This is a genomic window from Bacillus sp. FS02, from assembly GCF_024398395.1.
Taxonomy (GTDB): Bacteria; Bacillota; Bacilli; order Bacillales; family Bacillaceae; genus Bacillus; species Bacillus altitudinis.
Genome location: NZ_CP074101.1, coordinates 834,251 through 858,854 on the forward strand (window position 1 = coordinate 834,251; position 24,604 = coordinate 858,854).

Here is a 24,604-nt window from a genome sequence, read left to right on the forward strand (position 1 = left end):
GGGTGCAGTCCTTTCAGATTGTTGACAAAGGGCTAAAACGAACTTTATTTTACCCCTTTGTCTTCTTTTCATTACGTAATATCTTCTAAAATAAGTGCTTTTTCTTGTGTTGAAATATATGACCGCTTCGTAAAGACGCGGTATTCGTTTTCTCTAGTTTTATCTAGAATAGCCTTATAAAAGTGAGCAGCTGCTTTCACTGGTATCCTTGAATAAAGTGGGAATTCATGGAGATGGTCAAAAAATTCCTCATAGTACGCCTCTGCCTCAAACGCAATATATTCCCATACATGCTGGAAGGCTTGATTGACGATCCCTTCTTGTAATTCTTGCTCTGTATACCCAAATTGATCCATGACTTGTTTTGGCAAATAAATGCGGTTCCTTTCCGCCTTATCCTCACCAATGTCTCGAAGAATATTGGTCAACTGCATGCCAATCCCAAGGGAAATCGCGGCTTCTTTTAGCTGTTCTTTTTTACGCGGTGCAATGATCGGAAGCAGCATTAATCCAACTGTACTTGCGACATGATAGGAATAAATGAGCAGTTCATCTAACGTTTCATACCGGTGCTGCTCTAAATCCATCTCCTGTCCACGCAGCAGGTCACGGAATGGGGATTCATCCATACGAAACTGTTGAAATGTATACTCCAGCGCCACCCACATTGGATCATCACGATCTACTTCTCCTTGCAAGAAACGATCAAATGCCTCCTGAAAAGACGCCAGTTCTTCCTTTGGTGAAGGAGACTCATCTACAATGTCATCCGCTCTCCTACAAAAGGAATAAACAGCCCAAACAGCCTGTCTTTTCTTTTTAGGCAGCATGGAAAAGGCACGATAAAACGTTTTTGAATGGGTTTGAATGGTCTCTTCACATATTTTCAATGCTGTTTGCACATCAACCACTTAGCTTCACTTCCTTTCTGTTGTTCAGATCTTTAAGCAGTACAGAAGCCATGAGCTTTGCACTTTGCATCACGATCGGTACCCCGCCGCCGGGATGGATGGAAGCACCTACCGCATATAGATTGTCTACATCTGCAACCTTTACTTGCGGGCGAAACACACCTGATTGAAACAAATTAGGAGCGAGTCCAAAGCTGCCGCCTTCAAACAATCCTTCTCGCATTGAATCATTCGGTGTTCTCACCTTATGCCAGACAACCGCCTCTCGCAGCTGTGGAAAGCCTCTTTTTTCAAGACGCTCCACCATTTTATCCACAAAGTCTGTCTCTTGTTCCCAGTTGATGTGATCTCCTGATGGAACAGGAATGAGCATATATAGGACACTGCTGCCTTCTGGGGCAAGGGATGGATCGATCGTCGATGGATTAAACGTATAAAATGATGGATCTTGAGGTATCGTTTTCGTTTGGAACACCTCTCTCATATGCTGATCAAAGTGTTCTCCCATGAAAAATTGATGAACAGGTGCTTCATCGTATACTTTGTTTAACCCTAGATACACCATCACGCAGCCGGAGGATGGAACGTATTTACGCCGGTCTTGTTCACCTAAACCAAGCTGTTTTAACGCCGCTGGATAATCTCCGTTCATCACAAATGCATCAGCTGCTATGTGCTCATCATTTATTTTTGCCTTGACCACACGTTTCCCCTCAAACTCAAATTGTGCGACTTCTTCACTTTTTCTTATGTGTACACCCGTCTTTAAGAGCTGTCTCTCCAATATATCTACTAAACTCGCATATCCGCCTTTTAAATAGTAAATTCCGTGTGCGTGCTCACTATATGAAACAAGCGAATAAATGGCGGATGCTTCATACGGATTTCCTCCGACATAGAGGGTTTGAAGTGCATATGCATCTCGGAGGCGCTCATCTGAAAAATATTTTTTGAGAGAACTTTGAACGGTTCGATATGCTTTTAATTTCATTAAAATCTTCATGTTCGCTTTTGTAAAAAAGGTTCGTTTTTCATGAAATGATTTTTCTAGAAAAGCTTCCTGCCCTTCTTGAAACCGATCCGTCATTTCTTGCATAAATGTTAAATATCCCTGTTCTTCCTTTGGAAATACACGTTTGATTTCTTCTAGTTGTCGCCGTGTATCAGAGTATTTCGTGTAGGAAGTTCCATCTTGATAGTGGATCGTATACAGCGGATCGAGCTGCAAGAGATCAAGAGATGTTTCATCAATGCCTACGTCATGTAAAATGCCTCTTAACATATCAGGAAGTAGGACAATGGTCGGACCTTCATCTACTTTATATCCTTTCTCACGTACAAAAGCAAGTCTCCCGCCGAGCCGTTCATTTTTTTCAACAAGGGTGACATCATGTCCAGCTTTTTTTAAATAGAGGGCTGAGATCATTCCGCCAATACCGCCGCCAGCAATCAATATATGTTTTTTCATGAGGCGCTCCCCTTTTCTTGATGTGGCACTCTTTTGTGCGTATGTTTCTCTTTTGCCAGAATCGCATTTGTCGTAATACGCGCTGATTCTAAAATGGTTGGCAATCCACTGCCTGGGTGGGTTCCTCCACCAACGAGCCAGCAGTGTTTCAACTCATCAAATTCATTATGCGGCCTGAGTACCATCATCTGCGTCAACTGGTGACCAAGATTAAATGTAGCTCCTTCATACACGTACAGCTCTTCTTCCCAATGCTTCGGCGTGATCATCCGCTCGACTTCAATATGCTGCCTGATATTCTTAAAGCCCGTTTTCCGCTCCAGTGTATCCAGCACAAGCTCTCTAAATTCTTCTTGATGCGCTTCCCAGTCAATACCGCTTTGATTATTGGCAACGGGTGCTAACACATAAAGAGCGGACTTGCCTTTTGGCGCAAGCGAATCATCTGTCACACTTGCATTTTGAATATAAATGGACGGATCATCCGGCAGCTCAAAGGTTTTCGTAATCTCTTTGACGAACTTCGCATAGTCATCGGAAAAAACGATGGTATGATGCGGCTCATCATATATCGTATCTAAACCTAGGTACAGCATAAAGGTGGAGCATGAGAATTTTTTCTTTTTCAGTTTCTTCTCGCTATATTTCTTTAAAAGACCCGGCTCTACAAGCTTTGTCATCACGTGTGCAAAATCACCATTTACGACGACCTCATCTGCCTGTATTTCTTCACCAGTTTCTAAGCGAATGCCCTTCACTTTCCTGCCTTCCGTCAGCAACTTGTCAACTCCAGTTGATAGATGAAGGGTAGCCCCAGATTCAACAGCTGCCTTTGCCATCGCTTCTGACAGCTGATTCACTCCGCCTTTTGGATGATAAACGCCTGTGTCATGCTCCATAAAGGAAAGAATTGAGAACGCTCCTGGGCATTCCCAAGGTGACATCCCTAAATATTTTGATTGGAATGTAAAGGCATATTTCACTGATTCATTTGAGAAATAATCCGACAGCACATCATATAAGCTTTTATTTAATGAGAGCTGAGGAAGTGCTTTGATGACTTTTGGACGCAAATAATGATGGAAACGATCCATTTTACTTTGTAGAATCGGCGTTAGGCGGTCCATTTTTCGTTTTGTATCATTCATAAAACGTACATACCCCTCGCCCTCACCAGGTGCAAAGGCTTCTAGCCGTTTGTACATTTCGTCTCGATCTCGAACCATATCAAGCTTCTCATCTTGAAAGATTAATCTATACATTTCTTTTAATTCAATCACATCTATATAATCATAGAGATTTTTACCGGCAAAGGTGAACAGTTCCTCTGCAATATGAATCATACTGAGAAAAGTAGGACCTGTATCAAACGTGAAATCACCAAGTTGAAACTTAGAGTTACGTCCGCCAACAAAGGACTGTTTTTCATATATATGAACATCATGTCCTTTGCTTTTCAACATCATAGCTGCTGCAAGTCCTCCTGGTCCTGCTCCGATCACAATGATTTTCATTATCCTTTTTCCTCCAAATTAATTCACTTTAAGTTAATTATACAAATTGAAGCGGTTAGATCAACTTTTGATGTGCTCTAAAAGTCTCATGTTATGTAGCAAAAAAGCCGACTTCCTTTCAACAAGTGCAAGAAAGCCGACCCTTTGTTATGCTTCTATATCAATTCGATATGTTTCAAACCAATGATGAATCTGTGCCAAATGGGCAATGAGCTGTGGGCCTTTCATTAACTGACCATACCAAGGAACCTGGAAAGAAGCCCCTTCTGTTTCAATCAGCTGTTTTAATTGATGTGGATCTAAAAATTCATGAAGCACAGAATCCTTTTGCGCGAGACAATCTGTTAACATCTCTTTTACCGCCTGAGTATAAGCAGGATGATGTGTTTTCGGATAAGGGCTCTTCTTGCGATAAAGCACTTCATTCGGTAAAATTCCCTCTAATGCTTTTCTCAAAACCCCTTTTTCCCGACTTCCATACATTTTCATTTCCCAAGGAATATTCCATACATACTCAACAAGACGATGATCTGCGAATGGTACACGTACCTCAAGGCTCGCACCCATGCTCATACGATCTTTTCGATCCAGCAGTGTTGTCATAAACCAAATCATATTTAAGTAAAAAAGTTCTCTTCGGGCTTTATCTACTCCAGTTTCCCCATCTAAAAGAGGGGTTTCTGCCACGGTTTCTTCATATTTGCTTTGCGCATATTCCTTCAGTGATAATTTCTTTTGCCATGAGTCTTGAAGAAGCTGAATGCGTGCTTCCGTTGATCTCATCCACGGAAATCCATTGGTTTCGCTTGCCATGTGAAACCATGGGTAACCTCCAAAAATTTCATCTGCACATTCACCTGATAAACCGACAACAAAATCCTTTTTAATTTCTCGGCAGAACCATAGTAAGGAAGAATCAATATCTGCCATCCCCGGCAAATCTCGCACTTCAACCGCTTCTTTTAAATAAGAAGCCAGCTCTTTTTGCCCGATGATACAGCTGTGATGATTCGTTTGAAACGCTTTGGTCATTCGATCAATCCACGGCCCGTCAGCATTGGGCTGAAATTGACTTGCTTCAAAGAATTGATCATTTCCGTCGTAATCAACAGAATACGTATGCAGCGGGGCTTTCCCTATTTTCTCAAAGTGCTTGGCGGCAATGGCCGTAATGGCACTAGAATCCACACCGCCCGATAAAAACGTACATACAGGCACATCAGAGACGAGCTGTCTTGTAACAGCATCCGTAAAGAGTTCCTTCACGTGCTGAGCGGTGTCATCAAGCGAATCTGTATGCTGCTTGCTTTTGACATTCCAGTACCTCCACACACGCAAACCATCTTTTGAGAAGGTTAAAGCATGAGCAGGTCTCAGCTCTTTCACCCCTTTAAATACGCCTTGCCCTGGTGTTCTAGACGGCCCTAAACCAAAGATTTCTGATAACCCTTCATGATCCACTTTGGCTTTCATTTCAGGATGAGCCAGAAGTGCTTTGATTTCTGAGCCAAACAAAAAGGAATGATGACGTTCTGTATAGAAAAATGGCTTAACACCGAGCCGGTCTCTCGCTGCAAATAATAATTCACGTTCACTATCCCAAATGACAAATGCAAAAATTCCATTAAAATGGGTCACACACTCTTCCTTCCATTCTGTATAGGCGTGAAGAAGAACCTCTGTATCAGAATGCCCAAGAAAGCGGTGCCCCCTTTTGAATAATTCTTTTCGTATATCCTCTGTGTTATAGAGTTCTCCATTGTATACCACCGTATAATCATGGTGTTGATGGGTATATGTCATCGGCTGCTTTCCGCCTTCAACATCGACAACGGCTAACCGTTTATGGCCGAAAAGAACGTGCTCACTTTTCCACGTATTTGTATCATCCGGCCCTCGTTTAGATAATGTATCTGTCATTTGATTGATTACATGATCCTGTTGGATGAGCTGCTTTTTAAAGTCTGCCCAGCCTGTTATTCCACACATCATCATCAGCTCCCATCCGTTTTTCATCAAGTGTTCTCATTTAGCCTTTCTTAGTTTATGCATCGTCTCCTTGATAGTTGATTTGTCCTTTTTTCCTCCTGTGTATAGGACAAGCTTCATTTGGTAAGAAAAGAAAGAGGAAAGGAGGTTTTGCGAATGGAGAACCGCATGACCTATCTTCAGCAAAACCACCCAAAATGGTGTAACGGGTACTTACTGATGGAAAACGGTCATTGTCTGATTGAAGACGAAGAAGGAGACATCATGATGCCTGAAAGCCTTCAAAGTTCTATGATCTGTTTGAAAGAAAAGGATCGATGGACAAAAGGAGAATTGCTCGGGTCTGTCGTTCTTTGTGATAATGGGAAGTTGATGGAGGTAAAAGGCGGTGAACGCATTCAATATACAGCGTCTCTTTCTAAAGGGTGGCTTGATTTGCTTATGTTCGTACCGGAAAGCGTCTTTTATCAGATCATTGACTATGTAGAACAGCTTGGCTTTTCCGTCTATGATTGTGTCTTCTCTTCCTTCCATCCTTCTCATCGCGTGTCTTTTTTTCAGTTTTCAGGAGACATGCAATCACTTGCCCTTCAATGCCACCATCATTCGGACGCAAATCAAGTTCAATTGGAATGGACGACGTCTGACGGTCACCGGCTGATGTCTCAGTTTGATCTCACATAAAAAGGGCACTGCTTTTGATAAGCAATGCCCTTTTTATCTTAAAAGATATGGAAACCGATCGGCAGACGTAAGCCGAGAAGAATGGTCACAATAGCAACCACGATAAAACCAATGAATACACCCGTCACCGATTTTCCTTTTTTCTTGCGTACCAGGACCATTTCCATGAAACCAATCACAAGAATACCAAGTATCATTTTTCCAACATACTCGCCCCCGTAACCCGGGATTTTCATTCCTGTGCGAACATACAGCTCTACACCCGTTGCAATAATAATCAAGTAAAATAGGCGTACGATCATATGCACAATTTTAGCGCCTTTATCGTTTTTACCTGCTAATGCAAAGGCAACGAAAAATAGAATAATACCTAGCACCCACGCTGTAATATGTAAATGTGTTCCCATTTGTGATTTCCCCCTTTATCAGAACAATTACCTTCTCATCGTACCACGAAATAAGTCGAACACAAAGCGACAATCCTGTGTCAACACGCCTTTATTTGACGCGATTTGATAACGTCCCAATTGGTTCAATTGTTACTTCAACCTGATCGCCTGAGGCTAAAAATTTTGGCGGTTCAAAACCTTTGCCGACTCCAGAAGGTGTACCTGTTGCAATGATGTCTCCCGCTTCCAGCGTCATCCCTTTTGAAAGAGTTGACACAATGTCTTCAATTGGGAAGATCATTAATTCCGTACTGGCAGACTGACGAACCTCTCCGTTTACCTTTGTTTCCACATGGAGTGCTCCATGATCCTCGATCACTGACTTGTGAACGATATAAGGTCCCATTGGACAAGTTGTATCTAAGCTTTTTCCGATGAAAAATTGTTTGTGTTTTTTCTGCAAATCTCTTGCGGTTATATCATTTAAAATGGTGTAACCGAAAATGTAATCTTGGACCTCTTCAGGAGCAATATTCTTTCCTGTTTTGCCAATGACAATGGCAAGCTCCCCTTCGTAATCCAATTCACTTGTCACATCTTCATGGAGAAGAATGTCCGCTTCATGCCCTACAACAGAGGTAGGCGCCTTTGTAAAGATCATCACGTCTTTAGGAATATCTGCCGCACTTCCCATTTCCATGACGTGATCTTGATAGTTTTTCCCAACACACATGATGTTTTTCGTTGGTTTTGGAATCGGTGCATGGAGTGTCACGTCCGAAAGCGGATAGACATAAGAGCCGCGGTCTTCTTCTTTTTTCTCCGCCCAATCAAGAAGCTGTTTGACGTGTTCGACAAACTTGTCCCCCATGTTGATGCATTCAGATAAAGAGTTTGGCAATGTTTCTAGCTCAAATAGTTTTGCTTCTGCCTTTTTGACGTCCATCACCCATTCATCATCAATGACGACCCCGATAAACAATCTGTTATGTATCTCACCTGTAAAAAACTTCATGTCTTCCCCTCACAATCTTCATTTCAATACATTATGATGTCTCATTTTTATTTCTCTACGAAATAAAAAAAACCCTTTTTTATCATACTCTCTTTTAAAAAGGGTTTCAAAAATGAAGACCTGACATTTAGCGGTAGCGTCGATACTCCCACATATTCCCTTGATCCCATTTACGATCAACATTTCCTTGATGGCGGGAATGATGTTTTTTCTTCCCGCATCTTCGGCAAGAGTGACTCCGTTTATGGTGATGAGAACGTTTAGATCGATGGCTGCGGTGTGATTTGCGGCAGCTTTTCTTATGATGTGATCTGTGTTTGCTGCGGCATGATTTTTTTGGTTCACTCTTTTTGCTGCGGCAAGACTTTTTGCTTTTATACGACTTTTTACTTTTGCATGGTTTCTCGCTCTTTACACTTTTCTTTGAGCAGCGACTTTTTTTAGAGCGATAGCTTTTCTTAGAACGATAGCTTTTATGGCTTTTTTTGCTGCGATGTGACTTACGGCATCCTCCCCCACCAAAGAACCAGTGACGGCGATTTGAATGACGAGAACGAGATGATTTGTGTGAATGTCCCGATTCAGGTTCACGATCTAAGTGATGATCACGCCCCTCACTTCGAAGTGAATCAACTGCATGCTCAATATGAGAATGATCAAATGTGCTCACGAACAATTCCCCTCCCAATCTGTGCTGACAAAACAAACAGACAAAGCTGTTTATCTTCTCTGCTTTATGTTACGAGACTCGATAGACAAGTGTTCTTGGCGAATGCCTCTTTCTTATAAAACTCCATGAATACCTATCAGCAGGTACAGGACATTCCTTCATTTTCATATAGTGGAGGAGATATAGGAGGGTGATGAACGCATGGACACAGAACCTTTAAAACAACTGGATATCTGGATTCATCCAAAAGATCTCATGGAATTAAAAAAGGACGTATGGAACGATGAACCCGTTGAGGCCATTCTGAAAACCGGCCAAACCAAGTCACATATTTATGCCTCATACCGAGGATCACACATTCGAAAGCTCAAGAAAAAATCCTATCAAATTGAATATCGAAAACCAAAGCAAAGACAGGGCGAATCCCTTTTTCACTTAAATGCAGAGTACAATGATCCTTCTTTCATTCGCAACAGGCTGTCTTTTTATTTCTTTGAACAAATGGGTGTCTTCAGCCCGTCCGCTTCTCATGTGTTTCTGACCATTAATGGAAGAAAAGAAGGCATTTATTTAAAAATAGAATCTGTAGATGAGCTGTTCCTCCAAAAACGACAGCTGCATGGAGGCGGCATTTATTATGCTGTAGATGATGACGCCAACTTCTCTCTTTTAAGTTCATTTGATAAAAAGCCAAAAAAACATCTTCTTCTCGGTTATGAGAAAAAAACGGGAACTCCTGAACACGACAAGCAGCTGAGTGAATTTATTTACTTTTTGAACACCGCAAGGGACGACACGTTTGCAAATAAGATTGAGCAGTACCTTGATGTGACACAATATTTTCGCTGGCTCATTGGTGTCGTGTGTACCCAAAATTTTGATGGCTTTGTTCATAACTATGCGCTTTATGTGAATGATCAAGGAAGGTTTCAAGTAATGCCTTGGGATTATGATGCGACTTGGGGTCGTGATATTCACGGAGAAGAAATGGCGTTTGATTATATTCCAGTCAGCGGTTTCAATACATTAACCGCTAGATTACTAGACATCCCTGCATTTAAAAGAGACTATTATGCCCTTTTCCAGCACGTACTAGATACACATTTTTTAGAAAACCGGCTTCTCCCCATCATTGAGACATGGCATGCTTCGATTGATCAGCGAATTGGAGATGATCCATATACGAAAAACCGACAAGACATGCTGCGTTCAGAGCGAGAATTAATCCGACAGTATATCAACAAAAGACGACGTTATTTACAAACTGAGATTAAAAAAGAGACATCGCGCCTGTAAAGACACTTTCGAATTTTGTCACTTTAGTTCTCATATTGACGAAAGAGCTTTTTTTATAGAAAAATAGGGTATACTAACCATATCCTTCTATTTGATAAAAAATGTGAGAGTTGGCGTCCGTTATGATCAATTATGAAATTGAACAAAAAAGATTACATTTAATTGAGACCGCAAAAAAATTCGGAATGAATGCCGAAGAAACCATCAGGTGCAGTCAAGAGCTTGACACACTCTTAAATAAAGGCATCAAAACCACCTCTAAAGAATGCTCGAATAAAGGGTAAACCATACACTTCATTCCTCTCATCAAAGTTCTTCAAAAAGACAATCACATATTAAAAGACCCATCATAAGCTATGGTGAAACGCCCAAAAACGAAGTGCCCTATTTTTCTAAAGGATGTGCACCGCTATGCCGGCTATTGTTGGAGCCTTTAAAGTAAATGCCGTCGGAACGAGCGGAGTCGTTCATGTTGGAGACTGCATCACCATTTCTCCAAATAGTCAGGTTAAAACGTTTGCCGGCGCAGGCAGTTTTAACACTGGTGATCAATTACGCATTAGCAACTATAAAAGTGTGACAAATACGTATGATAGTGATGTCATTGATCAACCGCTTGTTGGTAACTTGTAAGGAGTGAGAATCCGTTGAACTTCTATATTAATCAAGCGATACAAATTAATTACTTACGTGTGGAGTCTGTGAGTAACTCATCCGTTCTGCAAATCGGAAGTGCTGGATCAATCAAGGCACTCTCCAATCTGTATAACACTGGAAGCTACGTAGAGTCAGCACCTGCCGCAGCAGGCACACAAGGAATTCAAGAATCTCAAGGCGCAAGCACAGCACCTTTTGTACCGCTTCAGTCACCAACAACATAAGTTCATCTGCAATCCCCGGAGGTGTATGCATATGTATGACTATCAAAACAACGCTTCACAAATGTATGGCATCATTCAAAAGCAAACACAGCAAATCATGATGCTTGAAAAAAGGCTTAACGAGCTTCAGCAGGAAATGCAAATGATCAAAGATAAACCGACAACAACGATTGAACGGATTGATTATCAATTTGATCAACTGAAAATCGAGCGGCTGGAAGGCACATTAAATATCGGCCTCAATCCATCTGATCCAAATAGTGTTCAAAATTTTGAAGTGGACCAAACAACAACCCCGGGAATTGGAATGATGCAGCAAGAAATGGCTGATCAATCTTTCAATCAAACACGCCAGCTTGTCGATGCATTCTTAAATGAAGAAGCTCCACAGCTTCTTGAAGAACTAGAGCAGCGATACGAAGGCTCGCTTGATGAAAGCAACAAACACCATATCATTGAGGACATTCGAAAACAAATAGACAGCAGAATCAAATATTATGCGGGGCAGCTACCACAAAGGGAAGATATGACCCCGCTTCAACGTTCCGAGCAAATTGCTGAATATGTGAAACATGATGTCAAACGGGCAATCGAGCACTTTTTAGCCCATATTCCAAATGAAACGAAAGGAGAGGAAAACGGATGAATTTCACAGTCGTCAACCGCAACATCGAAACCGGAAGCATTAAAGTAGTTGGGGTATCGTCCTCTTCCCTATTTATTATCGGGGACACGGATCACGTACAACTGTCATCGATTTTCGATACACCGCCAGAATCATTAATTATTGGACCGTTTGTTCCTCTAGCCCCTCGATAATGATCAAGCGCACATCTCAAGTGAAGTTCTCGAAGGTGAATTCTGTCGGGATTTCAAGTGTTGTTCAAATTGGTGATACACAAGAGCTATGTCCGAACGTGAAGGTGTTAGCTGTTCAGCGAACCATTAGTTTGTTTTATGGAAATGAAGCTGAAAACCTAGATGCAAAAGAATTTGAAGTGTATTATGAGCCGATCCCATTGATGCTGCCAGAACGAGCGGTTAGAACGGCCTTTTATCATGAAAAGCCTCTCATTAAAGTGTCGTCCATTCATGTAGAAGGGGTCTCTTCCTCCTCTATCTATCAAATTGGCTCTACGTGCGGAATAAATGCCGTTGCGCGAGTGAAGCATATTCGAGAGTTATTTAGCAACAATGACGAACAGCCGCCAAACTCACAATTGGACCTACCTGCGCATATGATGGTGATATGACTTCGAATAAAGGATGTCGATTATGCCAGCAATTGTCGGACCCATTTACATTAACTCGATTTCTGGGGGCGTCGTAAACGTCGGTGACTCATTTTATCTTTCGCCTAAAAGTTCTTCAAAATCTGCTTTAGGCTCTGGAGCGGGGAATACCGGAGATTTCTTGATTTTAAATAATGGCATTAGCGCCACCAACTATGTGGATCCTGACTTAAATGATCAGAATATGGTAGGCAATGCATAAAGCGGCTCCTCTTCACTCATTTCATTTAGAGGAGCGCTTTTTTATGTTTATTTCTTTCTGCGTTGTCTTGATTTCTTTGTTTTGACCAGCTTGCTTGCCGGCTGCTTTCGAATCCATTTGATGTACGGAACAAGCTTTTCATCTTGTCTTAGTGCATCCAGCGTATTCAAACGTGCGGCAAGCTCCTGGTTTGTATAAAGAGCATGTACTTGTTTATGGCAAGGGATACACAGGAAGGCAGTCGGTAGAAAGGCCCCTCCCTCTTCTCTTGGCGTCAAGTGATGTTCCGTAAGGACGACCTCTTGTCTTCCGCACAGCTCACATAATCCAATCGTTTGCTTTGCCATCCTGAGATCACCTCACTTTACATTAATTCCATCGAGACTGTTGTTCCTTTCCCGCTTGGATCTGCTGGGTGGACAATCAGTTTCTTTGGCAGTCTCATCTTTAATTCTTCCACATGGCTAATCACACCAACGGCCAAATTTTGAGACTGTAGCTTCTCTAATGCTGTAATCACCGTATCTAACAAGTCTTGATCGAGCGTACCAAATCCTTCATCTAAGAAGAAGAATTGCAGCGGGAACTCACCTCTCAGCTGAATTTGTGCAGACAGAGCAAGGGCAAGTGCTAAAGACGTCAGGAAAGTTTCTCCCCCAGACAAGCTGGATACCGGACGTCTGACACCTCCATTGGCATCATCCCGCATCACAAAACCGCCCTCTGAATCGACTTCAATGGCATACCTTTGTCTTGTCAAAATCCCAAGACGATGAGAAGCATCACGGCTGACACTTTCTAGCTGTTCTTCTGCTAGGAACTCAACAAATGTATTCCCTTTAAACACAGTTTGAAGCTTATCCAGCCGGTCAATTTCTTGCTGCAGTTCTTCAAGGCGTTCATGAATGCTTGCAAAGCGCTGATGGTTTGCTTCAATCACTCGCAGATGCTCTTGTGCAGATCCACTCAGCGCTGTCGCTTCTTCAAGCGCTTTTTCCGCCGCTTCTTTTTTTAGTTGAATGTCTGTCCACTCGTCTTCATCCAGCGACTCACCTTTTAACAGTTCAGAAATTCGCTTTAAGTTTGCTGCACATTGCTTTCTTTTATCCTCAAATTCATCAATTTCCTGTTTGACTGTAAGACGTACAGATCGATCCATTAAAGCAGGTTGAATCTCCTGCGGCTGATCAAAAGGAGTAGGTCCTGTTTCTTTTTGCCATGCTTCCTCAGCTTCTTGTTTTCGCCGCTTAGCCTCTTGGAGCTGACGTTCACTGCTTGAGAAATGGCTTTGCGCCTCACTAAATAATTGCTGTGCATGCTTTAATTGCTCGTACGAATGCTGTTCTTTTTCATTTAGATGAGCAAGAGATTGTTGAACTTCGTCCAGTTCATCAGAAAGAGAAGCGGCTTTTAAAGGATATCGCTGTAAATCTGTTTCATATTGATCGATCAGGTGCTGCTGGCTTCCCAGCTGATGCGCCAACTTATCGAGTTCCTTCTCTAGATCGTATATGGCTGTTTGCAGATGCTCTTTTGCCTGCTGTTTTTCCTCTAGAAAAGAAATACTCTTCTCAATACGCTCTTGATAACCATCCGCTTGTTGATCCTTTTCATCAATTTGTTGCTGCATCTCCTGCACTTGGTTGATTGTCAGGTGAGGAAAGGTCTGTTCAAATTGCGTCAGTTGTTCGGAAAGCTCAGATCGAAGCTCCTTGATCAGCATGTCTAGTTCTTGTATGCGCTGCTGCTCAAATGTCAGTTGATCTTTGACTTTGCTCATTTCTGCCGCTTGATCATAAGTGACGTCCATTAAACGAGCTCGTTTGCTTTCGATTGCTTGAATATCTTGTTTTACACCTTTCCATTCTTGAATCAGCTGGTACAAAGACTGCGGATTCTGTACTGCTTCTACTGCTGCAGCTACTTCCGAATCGGGGGCTTTTTGCGATAAAAAGGAGAACTGTTTAACTAATTGATTGGCATGCGTTTCAAGCAGCTGCTTTGCAGCAAACATGTCTCTAGCATATTCCTCTGCCAGCTTGAGCTCTTTATCCATTTTTACAATCCATTCATCAATTTGGGCAACCGTTTCTTCATGGTCATTGTCTATCACAGCCTTTGGATCATGATGAATCGATCCACAAACAGGACATGGTTCACCGTCTACTAGCTCTGCCGCTAATTCTTTTCTTAATTCTGCCGATCTGACAACATCACGCTGTTTTAATTTTTCTTGTTTTTTGTCCTGCTCTTTATGACTCCATTCTGTAAGACCTCGTTCAAATTCACATACATAAAAATACAATTGCTCTATCGCTTGAAACGATTGATTTATTTTTTCATGATGATCTTTTTGCTGTTTTTGAAGCTTTTCATATGATTGTGTCGCCTGTGCTGAACGCTGTCTTAGCTCCTCAATCTTTTGTTCTTCCTTTTGAATGCTCACATTCATTCTTTGAACATTTTCACTGAAACGAAGTGCGTCTTGTACAAGTTTCCGCTCTTTGACAGAGACTTGTAATTGTTCCAGCTCATGCTTCAACTGTGTTTGTTTCGCAAGCGCACGCTCTAATAAAGATTGCAGGTTTTCGGCTTCCGCTTTTTTTTGAGTCAATTGCTGCGCTTTTTCATGGTTTTGCTGCTCTAGTACGGTCTTTTCCTGAAGAGCTGTTTCTTTTTTTCGTTCAATTTCTTTTAATTGAATCAGCTGCTCTTTCTTTTGAAGAAGCTCTGGCTCATTTTCCATTTTCTTTTGCCGCGTTTGCTCATACTCCTGCGTCATTTGATCATAGATCGTTCGTTGATGAAGTAAATGTTTTTCTGCTTCCTGCTTCTCTTTTGATGCTTGAGAGAGCTGCTTTTCAGCCTTTGTTAATGCATCCGCATAAGGCTTTAATGTCTCTGCCTGCTCTGCAATGTGAAGTTGATTCTTTTTCTCTTCCATCGTGGATGCCAGCAGATTGAGGTTGTGTTGTTCCTTCTCGTACGCTTCTTGTTCCTTTTGATACTGCCAGATGGCTTGCGCTTTTGTAAAAGCAGTGAACGCTTCGTCCCGCGTTTGTTTTTTCTCATGAAAAATAGCTTGCGCCTGCGCAGCTGCTTCTTTAGCTTTCGCTAATGCCTCTGGACCAGCTTCTCCTAATCCAGTCAGTTCAGCCAGCAGTTCGTTTTTCTGACCATAGTGTTTTTGAGCCTTTGCGCGTAAACGTTTGACGAGCTGATCACCATATTTCTCCAAATTAAACAAACGCTGCAGCATTTGGCGTCTGTCGGCTCCTTTCAATGAAAGGAATTCCGCAAACTTTCCTTGGGGTAAAACAACCGCTCTCGTAAAATCGTCAATGGTTAAACCAAGTAATTCTTCTATTTTACGATTGACCTCACTTGCTTTATCTGCAAGAACTGTCTGCGTATCACCAATTTCAATCAATCGGCATAACGTCGTTCTAACCTTCATTTCATCTGCCCTTTTAAAGGCACGTTCCACTTTATAAGAAATATGGTGTTCCCTTTGCAAAGCGAACGTAAAGGAGACAGACAGCTTTTCTTCAGCTTGGTTCAAAATACCATGCGTATTATTGAGTGCACGTTCGACCTTGCCATAGAGTGCTAGTGTCATGGCATCTAATATGGACGATTTTCCGCTTCCAGTCGGTCCAAAAATACCAAACACACCTGCATCACATAAGGAGCTAAAGTCAATGGTTTGCTCTTCTCTGAAGCTATGAAGTCCTTTAATGGTTAGCGTGATCGGCTTCAATTCGCTTCCTCCTCTTGCATGTCATTGGCAAGCTCTAAAAATAGCTTGACGGTTTTTTCATCAGGTAGACCTCCACCTGTCTGACGCTCATAAAATTTCACGAACCGCTCTTCAATCGAGAGCTTTTCCACTTGTTTTTGTTCTTCTTTTTGCTGTAACTCTTTAAACTTTGGTCTAATATGGACAAATCCACTATGCTGTTTTCTAAGCTGATGAATTTGTTCGATCGACAGCTGATCTGTTAAGTGAATCTCTAAATCAATCCAGGCTTGAAGATCCCGCTTTTCATCCAGCCAACTGTGTACTTGGCTCAGCCCTTCAGTCGCCTTCCACTTCATAAGTGGTTTACCGCTTGATAAAAACACTTCTTTCCAGCTTGCTGTTTCATTCGGTTTTGCATCCACAATGGTGACTGATTTGGCGTAGCCTGCTTCAGAAAAGCTGTATGCAAGTGGAGAGCCAGAATAGCGGGCAATCGTTTTGGCACGTTTAATGGTTTGGGGGCGATGCAAATGCCCCAGTGCGACATAACAAGCCGCCTCAGGCAGACTTTCGGCCGCAACGGTATATGCGCCTCCCACTTCAATCGGCCTTTCCGAATCCGTTTGACTGCCACCTGCCACATAAATATGACTTGTTGCGATATTAACCGTATCCGCCTGAAATTGGTTGCTTAAATGTTGAAACATTTGTTGTATTTTTAAATTGTACTGATCACGGAGCAGTTTCTCTTCAAATGTTTCAGCCAGCACCTCGTTTAGCCTTGCTTCGGATGGGTAAGCGAGTGCGGCAATAGATAGACGTTCACTTGCAGAAGGAACATCGACATGAATTAAATCATTTGTCGGATATCCAATTAAATGAATCCCCTGCTCATTCGTTAAAGGAGATGCGGCTGATAAACGGTCTGGGTTATCATGGTTGCCAGAGATCACAACCACCTGACGCTTTCCTTTATCAGATAATGCAGACAGACTTTCATAAAAAAGCTGTTCTGCGCGAGCAGGAGGGTTCACTGTATCAAAGGCATCGCCTGCCATCACAATGACATCAATGTGTTCATCCTTGACGATTTGATTTAATTCATCTAAAAACTCCGCTTGCTCCTCAAGCCTGCTTCGGCCTTCAAGGGTTTTCCCTAGATGCCAATCCGCTGTATGCAGAATCCTCATGTGATTCACCTCTCATTCATTCCACCTATAAAGAAATTTCTAGATTTCCATCAAAGAAATAAAGGATTTTCTCCTCTAATGTTCTGTTTGTTAAACGCTCTACCGCTGCTGTATACAACGATATTTGCGTTTCATAGCGTTTTTTTAACATCGCTTCAGCTTCCTCTAAGCCACCTGAGAATCTGCCAGTCACTCGATCTGTTTTATAATCAAGTAAATAGAGCTTGCCATCTGCTTCAAATAAACAATCAATCATTCCTTGAATGAGCACAGGTTCACCTTCTGCATCAATATGGCTGTATACCTCTTTAACCGGTAAAACCATACTAAACGATACTTCTCGTTTCACCCAGTCCGCTTTCCGCAGTTTTTGACCAATAGCAGTAGAAAAGAAGGCCACAATTCCTTCTCGATTGATGGACTGGATTTGTTCATCTGTTAGTAAGTCTTTCTCTTTTAAAGAATGGAGCAGCTCTTCTACACGAGATTCATCATATGGTTCATTTGAAGGAAGAGGGATATGCTGCATGACTGTATGCATGGCCGTCCCTTGTTCTGCGGCTGTGAGTGTTTTTTTCTTCATAAAAGCCGGTCGTTCGTACAATGTCGCACGAGCTTTTCGAACGGAAGAAGGCACACTGTATTCATCCTGTATTTCTTTCATTCTTTTGATCTCAGAAACTGACTGCTTTGTCCCTACTTGGGAGGCCGCTAAATATGGATATCGCCATGAAAGCCTTTCTTTTACTTCCTCCTCGTAATCGCCATATCCTTCAACAGGCACCCCTTCCATTAATGCTTGTACCACTTCGTCTTGTTTTTGTTTTTCAAGTAACATGTCTTCTTTTAGAAGATCGGACGCTTGATGAAAGGTGATAGAAAATGATGATGGATGAGAGAGAACGACTTCTCTCGATTCTTCTAAAAGAGATGACATCGCTTGATGACGGATAAGAGCAGGGCCAATAAAATCTAAGTATGTTCTCGCTTGATAACGTTCAAAATCAGGGAGGAGCCAGTCGTCTCCGTTTGCGGCATTTTGCCACTTGCTTAAAGCTTTCACTTGATTTTTGACAGAACCGACTAAAAATAATTTTTCTTTCGCCCTTGTGAGCGCCACATATAGAACCCTCAGTTCTTCAGATAATAGTTCTTTTCTCATCTTTTTTTTCATCGCGATCAGCGGTAAGGTTGCATAACTAATTCTCAGCTCAGGATGAATATATTTGCTGCCAAAACCTAATTCTTTATCGAGCAAATAGGACTGGTTTAAATCCATCATGTTAAAGTTCCTGCCAAGTCCTGCAGTAAATACAACAGGGAATTCGAGTCCTTTACTGCTATGAATGGTCATCATGCGGACAACATCCTCTGTTTCACTGAACGTTTTTGCCGCTCCAAGATCATCTCCACGCTCTTGCATTCTTTCAATAAATCGAAGAAATCGAAACAGCCCTCTAAATGCAGCCTTTTCATACTGTTTCGCTCGATCATATAAAGCCCGAAGGTTTGCCTGTCTTTGCTTACCTCCTGGCATCCCGCCGACATAATCTAGATATTGTGTATCTCGGTACACTTCCCAAATCAGTTCTGCTACCGAATGCTGAATCGAAAAATCACGCCATTTGCGTAATTGAAGGAAGAAACGCTCCAGCTTTCTGCATGTCGGATGATCAGAGTGTGTCACACTCATAAATGCCTTCACAGCGTCATAATAAGTGCCTTTTTTATCACTTGTTCTAATCAGTGCCATCTCATTTTCGTCTAAATGAACAAGAGGTGACCTTAAAACAGCAGCGAGCGGAATATCTTGATATGGATTATCAATCACTTTTAACAAAGAAAGAATGACAGATACTTCTGTAGCTTCAAAATAACCTGAGGAAAGATTCGCATAAACAGGGATTCCCTGCTTCTTCAACTCTTCCATCATTTGCGGAGCCCACGGCATTGAGCGAAGCAAGATCACAATGTCTCGATACTGCAAGTTGCGGGTCAGCTGCTGTTTTGCATCGTACACTTGAAAAGGCTGTTCTACCAATTCTTTTATTTTCTTCGCAATCACTCTCGCCTCAAATTGTACCGTCTCTAGCTCTTCTCGTTCTTCATCGTTTTCTGTGTCGTGCTGATCTAAATGAACAAGAAGCATTTCTGACGTCGTGTCTTCGCTTTGCGGATAACTCGCTCCAAGCTTTAATTCAGCTTGTTCATCATATTCAATTTCTCCAACTGTTTCTCCCATCAGCTGTTTGAACAGAAAGTTGGTACTGTCTAAAACATCAGCCCGGCTGCGGAAGTTTTTATTTAGATCAATTCTTTTACCTGTTTCTTTGCTGTCTGCTTTGAATTGTTTATATTTATTTAAAAAGAGCATCGGCTCTGCAAGTCTAAAGCGATAAATGGACTGCTTCACATCACCAACCATAAAGCGGTTGCCTTCGGCAGGATGTTTTCCTTTAGACACGAGCTTTAAAATCGTTTCTTGGACAAGATTTGTATCCTGGTATTCATCCACGAGTACTTCTTCAAATTGCTGTTGATAGTATTTAGCCGCTTCTGTTTCAATGAGATTTCCTTCTGCGTCCTGCTTCGCTAAAATGCGCAAACAATAATGTTCTAGATCCGAAAAGTCTACGATTGATTTTTCTTGTTTTGCTCTTTCGAAACGCTCGCCATATTGAATCACAAGCTCTACAAGTGTTTCTACAACTGGCTTCATTTCAGCCAAGCTTTTTAAATGCTGATCGGGACTGCGCATAAAGTATTCATCTTTTAGCTTTTCTAATTGTTTTTTGGCTTGATTGCGTGCATCTGTTGCTTTTTCTAACAGAGCTGGGTCATAGTCATCCCCTTTGCAAGTCTTTAACCTTTTAAAATTGATGTTTGGCAAAAGCTCATAAAGTGTTCCAAAATCATCTTGATGCCTTATTAATTCATTTACTTGCTCTAAATCATCTATAAAATTCTCTGCTCTCGGTGCTGGACCGCCCGGCTCTTTTGATAAAGTGAGCGCTTGTTCCAGCAGTTCCTGACAGCTTCTTAAAACGAGAGAAAGGTCCTCTTTGATATATGGATAAAAGGGTAACTCTTCTACCTTTGTCTGTGTATCCACATCATAAAGAGAAAGGAATGCCCGCATCCATTGTTCGGGCGCTGGATGTGACCTAGAAAACTCATAAATTCTTTTGACAAGCCATTGAAGATCTAAATCATGCCGATCAGATGTGTAACGATCAACGAGTTCAAAGAATGACGGCTTTCCAGCCTTATACTCATCCTCAAACAGTTCATCTAACACTTCATCTCCTAATAATTCTCCTTCTGTTTGATCAGCCAAACGAAAACCTGGATCAAGGTCAATCTCATAATAAAAGGTACGGAGAACTTGCAAACAAAAAGAGTGCAAGGTAGAAATATTGGCACGATTCATAAGTGACAGCTGTCTCCGCATATGAAGGGAACCAGGGTTTTTAGATAGTTCTTTTTCAAGTGCTTCAGTGATCCGGTGCTTCATTTCTGCTGCTGAAGCATTGGTAAAAGTCACTACGAGCAGCCTGTCCACATCAACTGGCTGCTCCGGCCGAGTCATTTTTCGAATGAGCCGTTCAACCAAGACCGCTGTTTTCCCTGACCCTGCCGCCGCAGCAACAAGAATATCTTGTCCTTCTGAAACGATGGCGTTCCATTGGTCATCTGTCCAAGTACTGTTATTCGGTTTTGGTATTTGCATACTGATCCCCTTCTTTTTTGATCCGGTCTAACATGACATCATCCTTCTCAGAGGTGAGCACCCTAAATTCATTATCTTCTATTGATTCATCAAATTGGCAAATAGACTTAAAGGAGCAAAAGCGGCAAGGGGTTTGATCCTTTAATTTATATGGGTTTATTTCTACCTCACCGCTTGTAATTCTTTCTCCTGCCTCTTCAAAGGTTCGCCGAACGTGTTTTGTGAGAATGTGAAAATGATCTTCACTTAATACCGCAGAGTCAGATCGGAAAGAACCATCCTTTTTCAAACCAGCTTGGATGACTTGTGATCTTCCTGATTCGAGTGTTTGATCCATCAACTTCACTGCTTCCACATCTTCGAGCAATAGACCCTTCATTTTAAATTTCTTCAATATTTCCTGCTCAATTGCATCTTCTCCAAGCGGAATAGGCGCTTGAATCAGCGGGTCATGAATATGGAAGTATAAAATTCCTGCCGGTGTCGCTTCCATGCCAAGCCATTCTTTAGAATACGTAATGGTCAGGTCTAAATAAGTGAGCATTTGCAAGGCTAAACCGTAGTAAACTTCTGCTAGATCAAGCCCCTTCTCACTGGACTTATAGTCGACAATTCTTAATAGAAGTCCTTTTGATCCTTCTGCTTTATCCACTCGGTCAATCCTTCCAACAAGCTCCATCGTGCAGCCGTTTTTTAATTGAAAAGTAAACGGCGGCAGAGGTCCTTGACCTCCAAAACCTAACTCAAGTCCAACCGGAGAGAATCCGCTCACTTTTGCATGTTCGCTTAATATAGAAGACACCCTGATGAGGATTTTTTGAAGCTTTTCTTTTATATAAGCATGCCGATTAGAGCTTAATAAAATTTCTTTTTGCAGACGTGGAGCCAACTGTTCAATTGCATGCCTTGAGTAGGTCACACAATCTTCCTTCGTTAAGTTTTTCCAATCCTTTTTTTGTTCAACAAGCGTATCTGAAATCAGTTTTAAAGCTGAGTGAAAGAGCTGGCCGATATCAGGTGCTTCTAATTTGTAAAATTGTCGATCTTTTAGTTTTAGCCCGTGGGAAGCAAAATGAGAAAATGCACATGCATTGAATTTCTCCATTCTTGAAACACTGCCCTGAATATGGTCACCGTAAAGTTCTTTTGTGACATTCGGCTTTAAACGTGTCGCTCTATTTGTAAAGAACAAGCTGGACATGATTTTTTTTGATACGTCGCGGTTGGAAGAGGTCATCAAATGATTATATACACTCCACCATACGCCGCTGATCGGATATTGGTTGAGCCATTGTTGCAGCTGCGAAACGGTATAGGATAACGAGACATGCTCGTTTGTTACAAATTTTAATTGCTCCTGATCATCCAACTGCTCTGGATCTAACACATAGAGGGCTTGCTGATGGTTTGGCATCAGTTCCTCACAATACTTGATGAGGGTCGAAGGCAAAAGAGACCGCCCTTCCGTATCTGAAGCTGAATAGGATACATACAGGTAGTGCGATGGACTGGACAGCGCTTGATATATCAAAAATTGTTCATCCAGCAGCCGTTCCTTCCCTGTCTCTGCCAGCTCTGCTCCTGCCCGTTTTAACCATTCCCGGTCGTCTTCAGACAATACACTTTCATCAGAGGGCCGTGCAGGTATAACTCCATCATTTACTCCAATGACAAACGTACACTTTACTTGATACATTCTGGATAAATCCATACTTCCGATAAACACTTGATCAAGTGAAGGGGGAATCAAAGCGAACTTGAGAGAGGACAGTCCTGTATCCATCATCTGTTGAAATAATGGAAATGAGAGCTCCTCCTCGCCCAGCATTTCAACAAATTCATCCATTAATTGAATGACAGCATCCCATACTTGCCCATGCTGCATCGCTTCAGCTAACCTGCCTGCTTCTTCTGCCTCAAGCCTTGCCTTTTCAAGCTTTTCTGGCACTTGGGCTTCCTCTAGAAAGACATACACTGCCTCCACCATGTCTCTTAGCTTTTGCGCTTTTTTCAACCTTTTTTGCAATTGAAAGAGAGGCGGAACAATCCATTCTTTTACATCATTCAGCATTTGCTCCATTTCTATTTCTTGATCGGTTTGTCCAAAATCTTCATCTAGTGATTGGAAGCGGCGATAATGAAAGCGTGAACCATTCGTCCAGCGTTCACCTTTTACACCGTAAGCAATACAATAGTTTTCAAGCTGATCCGCCTGTTCTCTCGCTTTGTTTTTGGCGAGTTCAAGCGGAAATAAGAACTCCGTTTTCACACAGCGAAACACCGCCTCATACCGCCAGTTCCCTTTTATGACATCGAGGCTCGAACGAATGAACTCAATGAGCGGATGATACTGCATCGATTCATTTCCATCAATAAAGAAAGGAATATCGTAATCTCGAAACACCTCTTTTAACGTATCTTTATAGTCGTCTACATGTCTTGCAACAATTGAGATGTCTCGTAACCTAAGACCTTCACCTCTTACTAAATCAAGAATATCTCTCGCTACTCCCTCAATTTCAGCTCGTTTATTTGCACTTTTCGATACGGTAAGGTGAGGCGTTTCTTCTTGATACGGCTGCAAAGGTCTCTGTTCATATTGATTTTCTAAATAAGCTAGATCTGGGGTATGAAGATGCCGCTTATTTCTCTCCAAAATGTTCTCAGAAATAGCCGCTCCGCACTCTTTGGCCAGCTGATAAAGCTGGGAATATGTCTTACCTGTCATGCGAAATAAATCAAGTTCATTTGGCTGCGTGTCATGATAGGAACGATCCACTGTGAATGCAGCTGTTATTTTTTCGGCATGTAGCAAAAGCTGTTCAATGACAAGAAGCTGCTGGGGGGTAAACTGATAAAAACCATCTATATAAATGTGTGCCCCTCTCAATTCTTCTGATAAAGGAATTTGCTGAGCCAGAAGTGTCAAGTAATCCTCTGAGTGCACATACTCATCTTGCAGATGCTGCTCCATCTGCTGATAAAGAACATGAAGATCATGCAATTTTTCCGCCGCACGTCTTTCTTCTGTATACTCTGAATGCATACTGGATGCCGAGATTTTTTCAATATCCTCCGGCATCATACAGTACCTTTTGAATTCAGCCATCGTCTTTTCTATTTGCTCAACAAATCCCGGTTTATCACTCGCCTTTTTGAATACCTTAAACTTGTCTTTCTGTTCTTCTATTACTTTTCTTAAGAGCATTTGAATCCCTGTGCTTGTGACAAATTGACGGTTCGCACCGCCAGTCTGCTGTAATATAGACCAGGCAAGCCGAGTAAAACTAAAGACTTTGGCCCTGATCATTCCACCAGCTTCAGACGTTTTTGCAAGCTCATATTCCATTAAAAATGTCATTTGATCCGGGACTAAAAAAATGATTGGCGGACCCAGCGGATCAAGCCGCAGTTGTTCTTTGATTTCTTCTAGAATTGCAGTCGTTTTTCCACTCCCCGATCTGCCTGCTAAAAACTGAATCTCCACGTTCCACAACACCTTTCTTATGTACTCATATTCTAGCGAAAATAAAGGTAAATAGCTATTTTCCTATCACCTTCCCTTTCTCCTCCGATTGAAAAGAAAATAGGCACCTTTCCCGACTCTTTTCATATCATAAACCATCATGAT

General features: G+C 41.9%; 21 protein-coding genes and 1 pseudogene. 9 read left to right on the forward strand and 13 right to left on the reverse strand.

The genetic code is table 11. The annotated features are described in order from the left end of the window. Positions 1 to 71 precede the first annotated feature (71 nt). From KFQ09_RS04285 to asnB, 4 genes are all read right to left on the reverse strand, one after another. Positions 72 to 911 (reverse strand): phytoene/squalene synthase family protein, encoded by an 840-nt coding sequence (locus tag KFQ09_RS04285; protein WP_017360206.1) that lies wholly within the window; start codon positions 909 to 911, stop codon positions 72 to 74. Beyond that, positions 904 to 2,379: a phytoene desaturase family protein gene (locus KFQ09_RS04290; RefSeq protein ID WP_046526629.1), complete on the reverse strand. Its 1,476-nt coding sequence runs from the start codon at positions 2,377 to 2,379 to the stop codon at positions 904 to 906. Before KFQ09_RS04290 ends, KFQ09_RS04285 begins: the two co-directional genes overlap by 8 nt. Then, positions 2,376 to 3,893 carry a phytoene desaturase family protein gene (locus KFQ09_RS04295; RefSeq protein WP_255836049.1) on the reverse strand — a complete coding sequence of 506 codons (1,518 nt, stop codon included), beginning with the start codon at positions 3,891 to 3,893 and terminating at the stop codon, positions 2,376 to 2,378. Before KFQ09_RS04295 ends, KFQ09_RS04290 begins: the two co-directional genes overlap by 4 nt. A gap of 147 nt (positions 3,894 to 4,040) precedes the next feature. Further along, positions 4,041 to 5,882 (reverse strand): asparagine synthase (glutamine-hydrolyzing), encoded by a 1,842-nt coding sequence (gene asnB / locus KFQ09_RS04300; RefSeq protein ID WP_255836236.1) that lies wholly within the window; start codon positions 5,880 to 5,882, stop codon positions 4,041 to 4,043. 156 nt (positions 5,883 to 6,038) lie between these two features. Here asnB and KFQ09_RS04305 point away from each other — a divergent pair, with 156 nt between their 5' ends. Next, entirely contained in the window at positions 6,039 to 6,566 is a 528-nt protein-coding gene (locus KFQ09_RS04305) for a DUF2777 family protein (RefSeq protein ID WP_046526631.1), read from the forward strand. 38 nt (positions 6,567 to 6,604) lie between these two features. Here the strand turns inward: KFQ09_RS04305 and KFQ09_RS04310 are convergent, their stop codons facing one another. The 4 genes and pseudogenes from KFQ09_RS04310 to KFQ09_RS19520 form a co-directional block, all read right to left on the reverse strand. Then, on the reverse strand, positions 6,605 to 6,973 hold the full coding sequence (locus KFQ09_RS04310; RefSeq protein WP_007499115.1) for a YisL family protein: 369 nt from the start codon (positions 6,971 to 6,973) through the stop codon (positions 6,605 to 6,607). Positions 6,974 to 7,064: 91 nt separating this feature from the next. Then, entirely contained in the window at positions 7,065 to 7,970 is a 906-nt protein-coding gene (locus tag KFQ09_RS04315) for a fumarylacetoacetate hydrolase family protein (RefSeq protein ID WP_035700212.1), read from the reverse strand. An 18-nt stretch (positions 7,971 to 7,988) separates the two neighbouring features. Then, positions 7,989 to 8,276 (reverse strand): hypothetical protein, encoded by a 288-nt coding sequence (locus KFQ09_RS04320; RefSeq protein ID WP_370648321.1) that lies wholly within the window; start codon positions 8,274 to 8,276, stop codon positions 7,989 to 7,991. After that, a pseudogene (locus KFQ09_RS19520) lies at positions 8,161 to 8,640 on the reverse strand (CotG/ExsB N-terminal domain-containing protein); the annotation flags it as partial. The gene KFQ09_RS04320 and the pseudogene KFQ09_RS19520, both read right to left, overlap by 116 nt. A gap of 201 nt (positions 8,641 to 8,841) precedes the next feature. On the opposite strand from KFQ09_RS19520, the gene KFQ09_RS04325 reads away from it, so the two are divergent. The 8 genes from KFQ09_RS04325 to KFQ09_RS04360 all read left to right on the forward strand — a co-directional run bounded on the left by KFQ09_RS04325 (position 8,842) and on the right by KFQ09_RS04360 (position 12,311). Then, on the forward strand, positions 8,842 to 9,936 hold the full coding sequence (locus KFQ09_RS04325; protein ID WP_098680887.1) for a CotH kinase family protein: 1,095 nt from the start codon (positions 8,842 to 8,844) through the stop codon (positions 9,934 to 9,936). Between the two features lie 122 nt (positions 9,937 to 10,058). Continuing rightward, complete coding sequence (locus tag KFQ09_RS04330) at positions 10,059 to 10,220, forward strand: aspartyl-phosphate phosphatase Spo0E family protein (RefSeq protein ID WP_008348605.1); 162 nt, start codon at positions 10,059 to 10,061, stop codon at positions 10,218 to 10,220. A 127-nt stretch (positions 10,221 to 10,347) separates the two neighbouring features. Further along, entirely contained in the window at positions 10,348 to 10,569 is a 222-nt protein-coding gene (locus tag KFQ09_RS04335) for a spore germination protein (protein WP_003211745.1), read from the forward strand. A 14-nt stretch (positions 10,570 to 10,583) separates the two neighbouring features. Continuing rightward, on the forward strand, positions 10,584 to 10,817 hold the full coding sequence (locus tag KFQ09_RS04340) for a spore germination protein GerPB (protein WP_017366980.1): 234 nt from the start codon (positions 10,584 to 10,586) through the stop codon (positions 10,815 to 10,817). A 31-nt stretch (positions 10,818 to 10,848) separates the two neighbouring features. After that, positions 10,849 to 11,463, forward strand: a complete 615-nt coding sequence (locus KFQ09_RS04345; protein WP_255836050.1) for a spore germination protein GerPC — start codon at positions 10,849 to 10,851, stop codon at positions 11,461 to 11,463. Then, entirely contained in the window at positions 11,460 to 11,636 is a 177-nt protein-coding gene (locus KFQ09_RS04350) for a germination protein GerPD (protein WP_003210893.1), read from the forward strand. The genes KFQ09_RS04345 and KFQ09_RS04350 overlap by 4 nt, the downstream gene beginning before the upstream one ends. Beyond that, positions 11,636 to 12,070 (forward strand): spore germination protein GerPE, encoded by a 435-nt coding sequence (locus KFQ09_RS04355; protein WP_025207112.1) that lies wholly within the window; start codon positions 11,636 to 11,638, stop codon positions 12,068 to 12,070. The genes KFQ09_RS04350 and KFQ09_RS04355 overlap by 1 nt, the downstream gene beginning before the upstream one ends. 22 nt (positions 12,071 to 12,092) lie before the next feature. Continuing rightward, positions 12,093 to 12,311 (forward strand): spore germination protein, encoded by a 219-nt coding sequence (locus KFQ09_RS04360; protein WP_003211468.1) that lies wholly within the window; start codon positions 12,093 to 12,095, stop codon positions 12,309 to 12,311. A 47-nt stretch (positions 12,312 to 12,358) separates the two neighbouring features. Here KFQ09_RS04360 and KFQ09_RS04365 read toward each other — a convergent pair whose 3' ends face one another. Genes KFQ09_RS04365 through addB form a run of 5 tightly spaced genes read right to left on the reverse strand, consistent with a single transcriptional unit; the run spans position 12,359 to position 24,460 of the window. Then, on the reverse strand, positions 12,359 to 12,658 hold the full coding sequence (locus KFQ09_RS04365; RefSeq protein ID WP_017360217.1) for a hypothetical protein: 300 nt from the start codon (positions 12,656 to 12,658) through the stop codon (positions 12,359 to 12,361). 17 nt (positions 12,659 to 12,675) lie between these two features. Continuing rightward, complete coding sequence (gene sbcC, locus KFQ09_RS04370) at positions 12,676 to 16,071, reverse strand: exonuclease subunit SbcC (protein WP_255836051.1); 3,396 nt, start codon at positions 16,069 to 16,071, stop codon at positions 12,676 to 12,678. Further along, positions 16,068 to 17,243 (reverse strand): exonuclease subunit SbcD, encoded by a 1,176-nt coding sequence (gene sbcD, locus KFQ09_RS04375; protein WP_007499123.1) that lies wholly within the window; start codon positions 17,241 to 17,243, stop codon positions 16,068 to 16,070. Before sbcD ends, sbcC begins: the two co-directional genes overlap by 4 nt. Before the next feature lie 25 nt (positions 17,244 to 17,268). Further along, positions 17,269 to 20,973 (reverse strand): helicase-exonuclease AddAB subunit AddA, encoded by a 3,705-nt coding sequence (gene addA / locus KFQ09_RS04380; RefSeq protein ID WP_255836052.1) that lies wholly within the window; start codon positions 20,971 to 20,973, stop codon positions 17,269 to 17,271. Beyond that, a complete protein-coding gene (gene addB, locus KFQ09_RS04385) occupies positions 20,951 to 24,460 on the reverse strand; it encodes a helicase-exonuclease AddAB subunit AddB (protein WP_255836053.1) in 3,510 nt (1,169 codons plus the stop codon). Before addB ends, addA begins: the two co-directional genes overlap by 23 nt. Positions 24,461 to 24,604: the final 144 nt, after the last annotated feature.

Excerpts from the sequence above, each read along its gene's own strand:
- KFQ09_RS04290 (WP_046526629.1), bottom strand. The coding sequence starts at position 2,379 with ATGAAAAAACATATATTGATTGCTGGCGGCGGTATTGGCGGAATGATC.
- KFQ09_RS04295 (WP_255836049.1), bottom strand. The coding sequence starts at position 3,893 with ATGAAAATCATTGTGATCGGAGCAGGACCAGGAGGACTTGCAGCAGCT.
- asnB (WP_255836236.1), bottom strand. The coding sequence starts at position 5,882 with ATGTGTGGAATAACAGGCTGGGCAGACTTTAAAAAGCAGCTCATCCAA.
- KFQ09_RS04305 (WP_046526631.1), top strand. The coding sequence starts at position 6,039 with ATGGAGAACCGCATGACCTATCTTCAGCAAAACCACCCAAAATGGTGT.
- KFQ09_RS04310 (WP_007499115.1), bottom strand. The coding sequence starts at position 6,973 with ATGGGAACACATTTACATATTACAGCGTGGGTGCTAGGTATTATTCTA.
- KFQ09_RS04315 (WP_035700212.1), bottom strand. The coding sequence starts at position 7,970 with ATGAAGTTTTTTACAGGTGAGATACATAACAGATTGTTTATCGGGGTC.
- KFQ09_RS04325 (WP_098680887.1), top strand. The coding sequence starts at position 8,842 with ATGGACACAGAACCTTTAAAACAACTGGATATCTGGATTCATCCAAAA.
- KFQ09_RS04330 (WP_008348605.1), top strand. The coding sequence starts at position 10,059 with ATGATCAATTATGAAATTGAACAAAAAAGATTACATTTAATTGAGACC.
- KFQ09_RS04335 (WP_003211745.1), top strand. The coding sequence starts at position 10,348 with ATGCCGGCTATTGTTGGAGCCTTTAAAGTAAATGCCGTCGGAACGAGC.
- KFQ09_RS04345 (WP_255836050.1), top strand. The coding sequence starts at position 10,849 with ATGTATGACTATCAAAACAACGCTTCACAAATGTATGGCATCATTCAA.
- KFQ09_RS04350 (WP_003210893.1), top strand. The coding sequence starts at position 11,460 with ATGAATTTCACAGTCGTCAACCGCAACATCGAAACCGGAAGCATTAAA.
- KFQ09_RS04355 (WP_025207112.1), top strand. The coding sequence starts at position 11,636 with ATGATCAAGCGCACATCTCAAGTGAAGTTCTCGAAGGTGAATTCTGTC.
- KFQ09_RS04360 (WP_003211468.1), top strand. The coding sequence starts at position 12,093 with ATGCCAGCAATTGTCGGACCCATTTACATTAACTCGATTTCTGGGGGC.
- KFQ09_RS04365 (WP_017360217.1), bottom strand. The coding sequence starts at position 12,658 with ATGGCAAAGCAAACGATTGGATTATGTGAGCTGTGCGGAAGACAAGAG.
- sbcD (WP_007499123.1), bottom strand. The coding sequence starts at position 17,243 with ATGAGGATTCTGCATACAGCGGATTGGCATCTAGGGAAAACCCTTGAA.
- addA (WP_255836052.1), bottom strand. The coding sequence starts at position 20,973 with ATGCAAATACCAAAACCGAATAACAGTACTTGGACAGATGACCAATGG.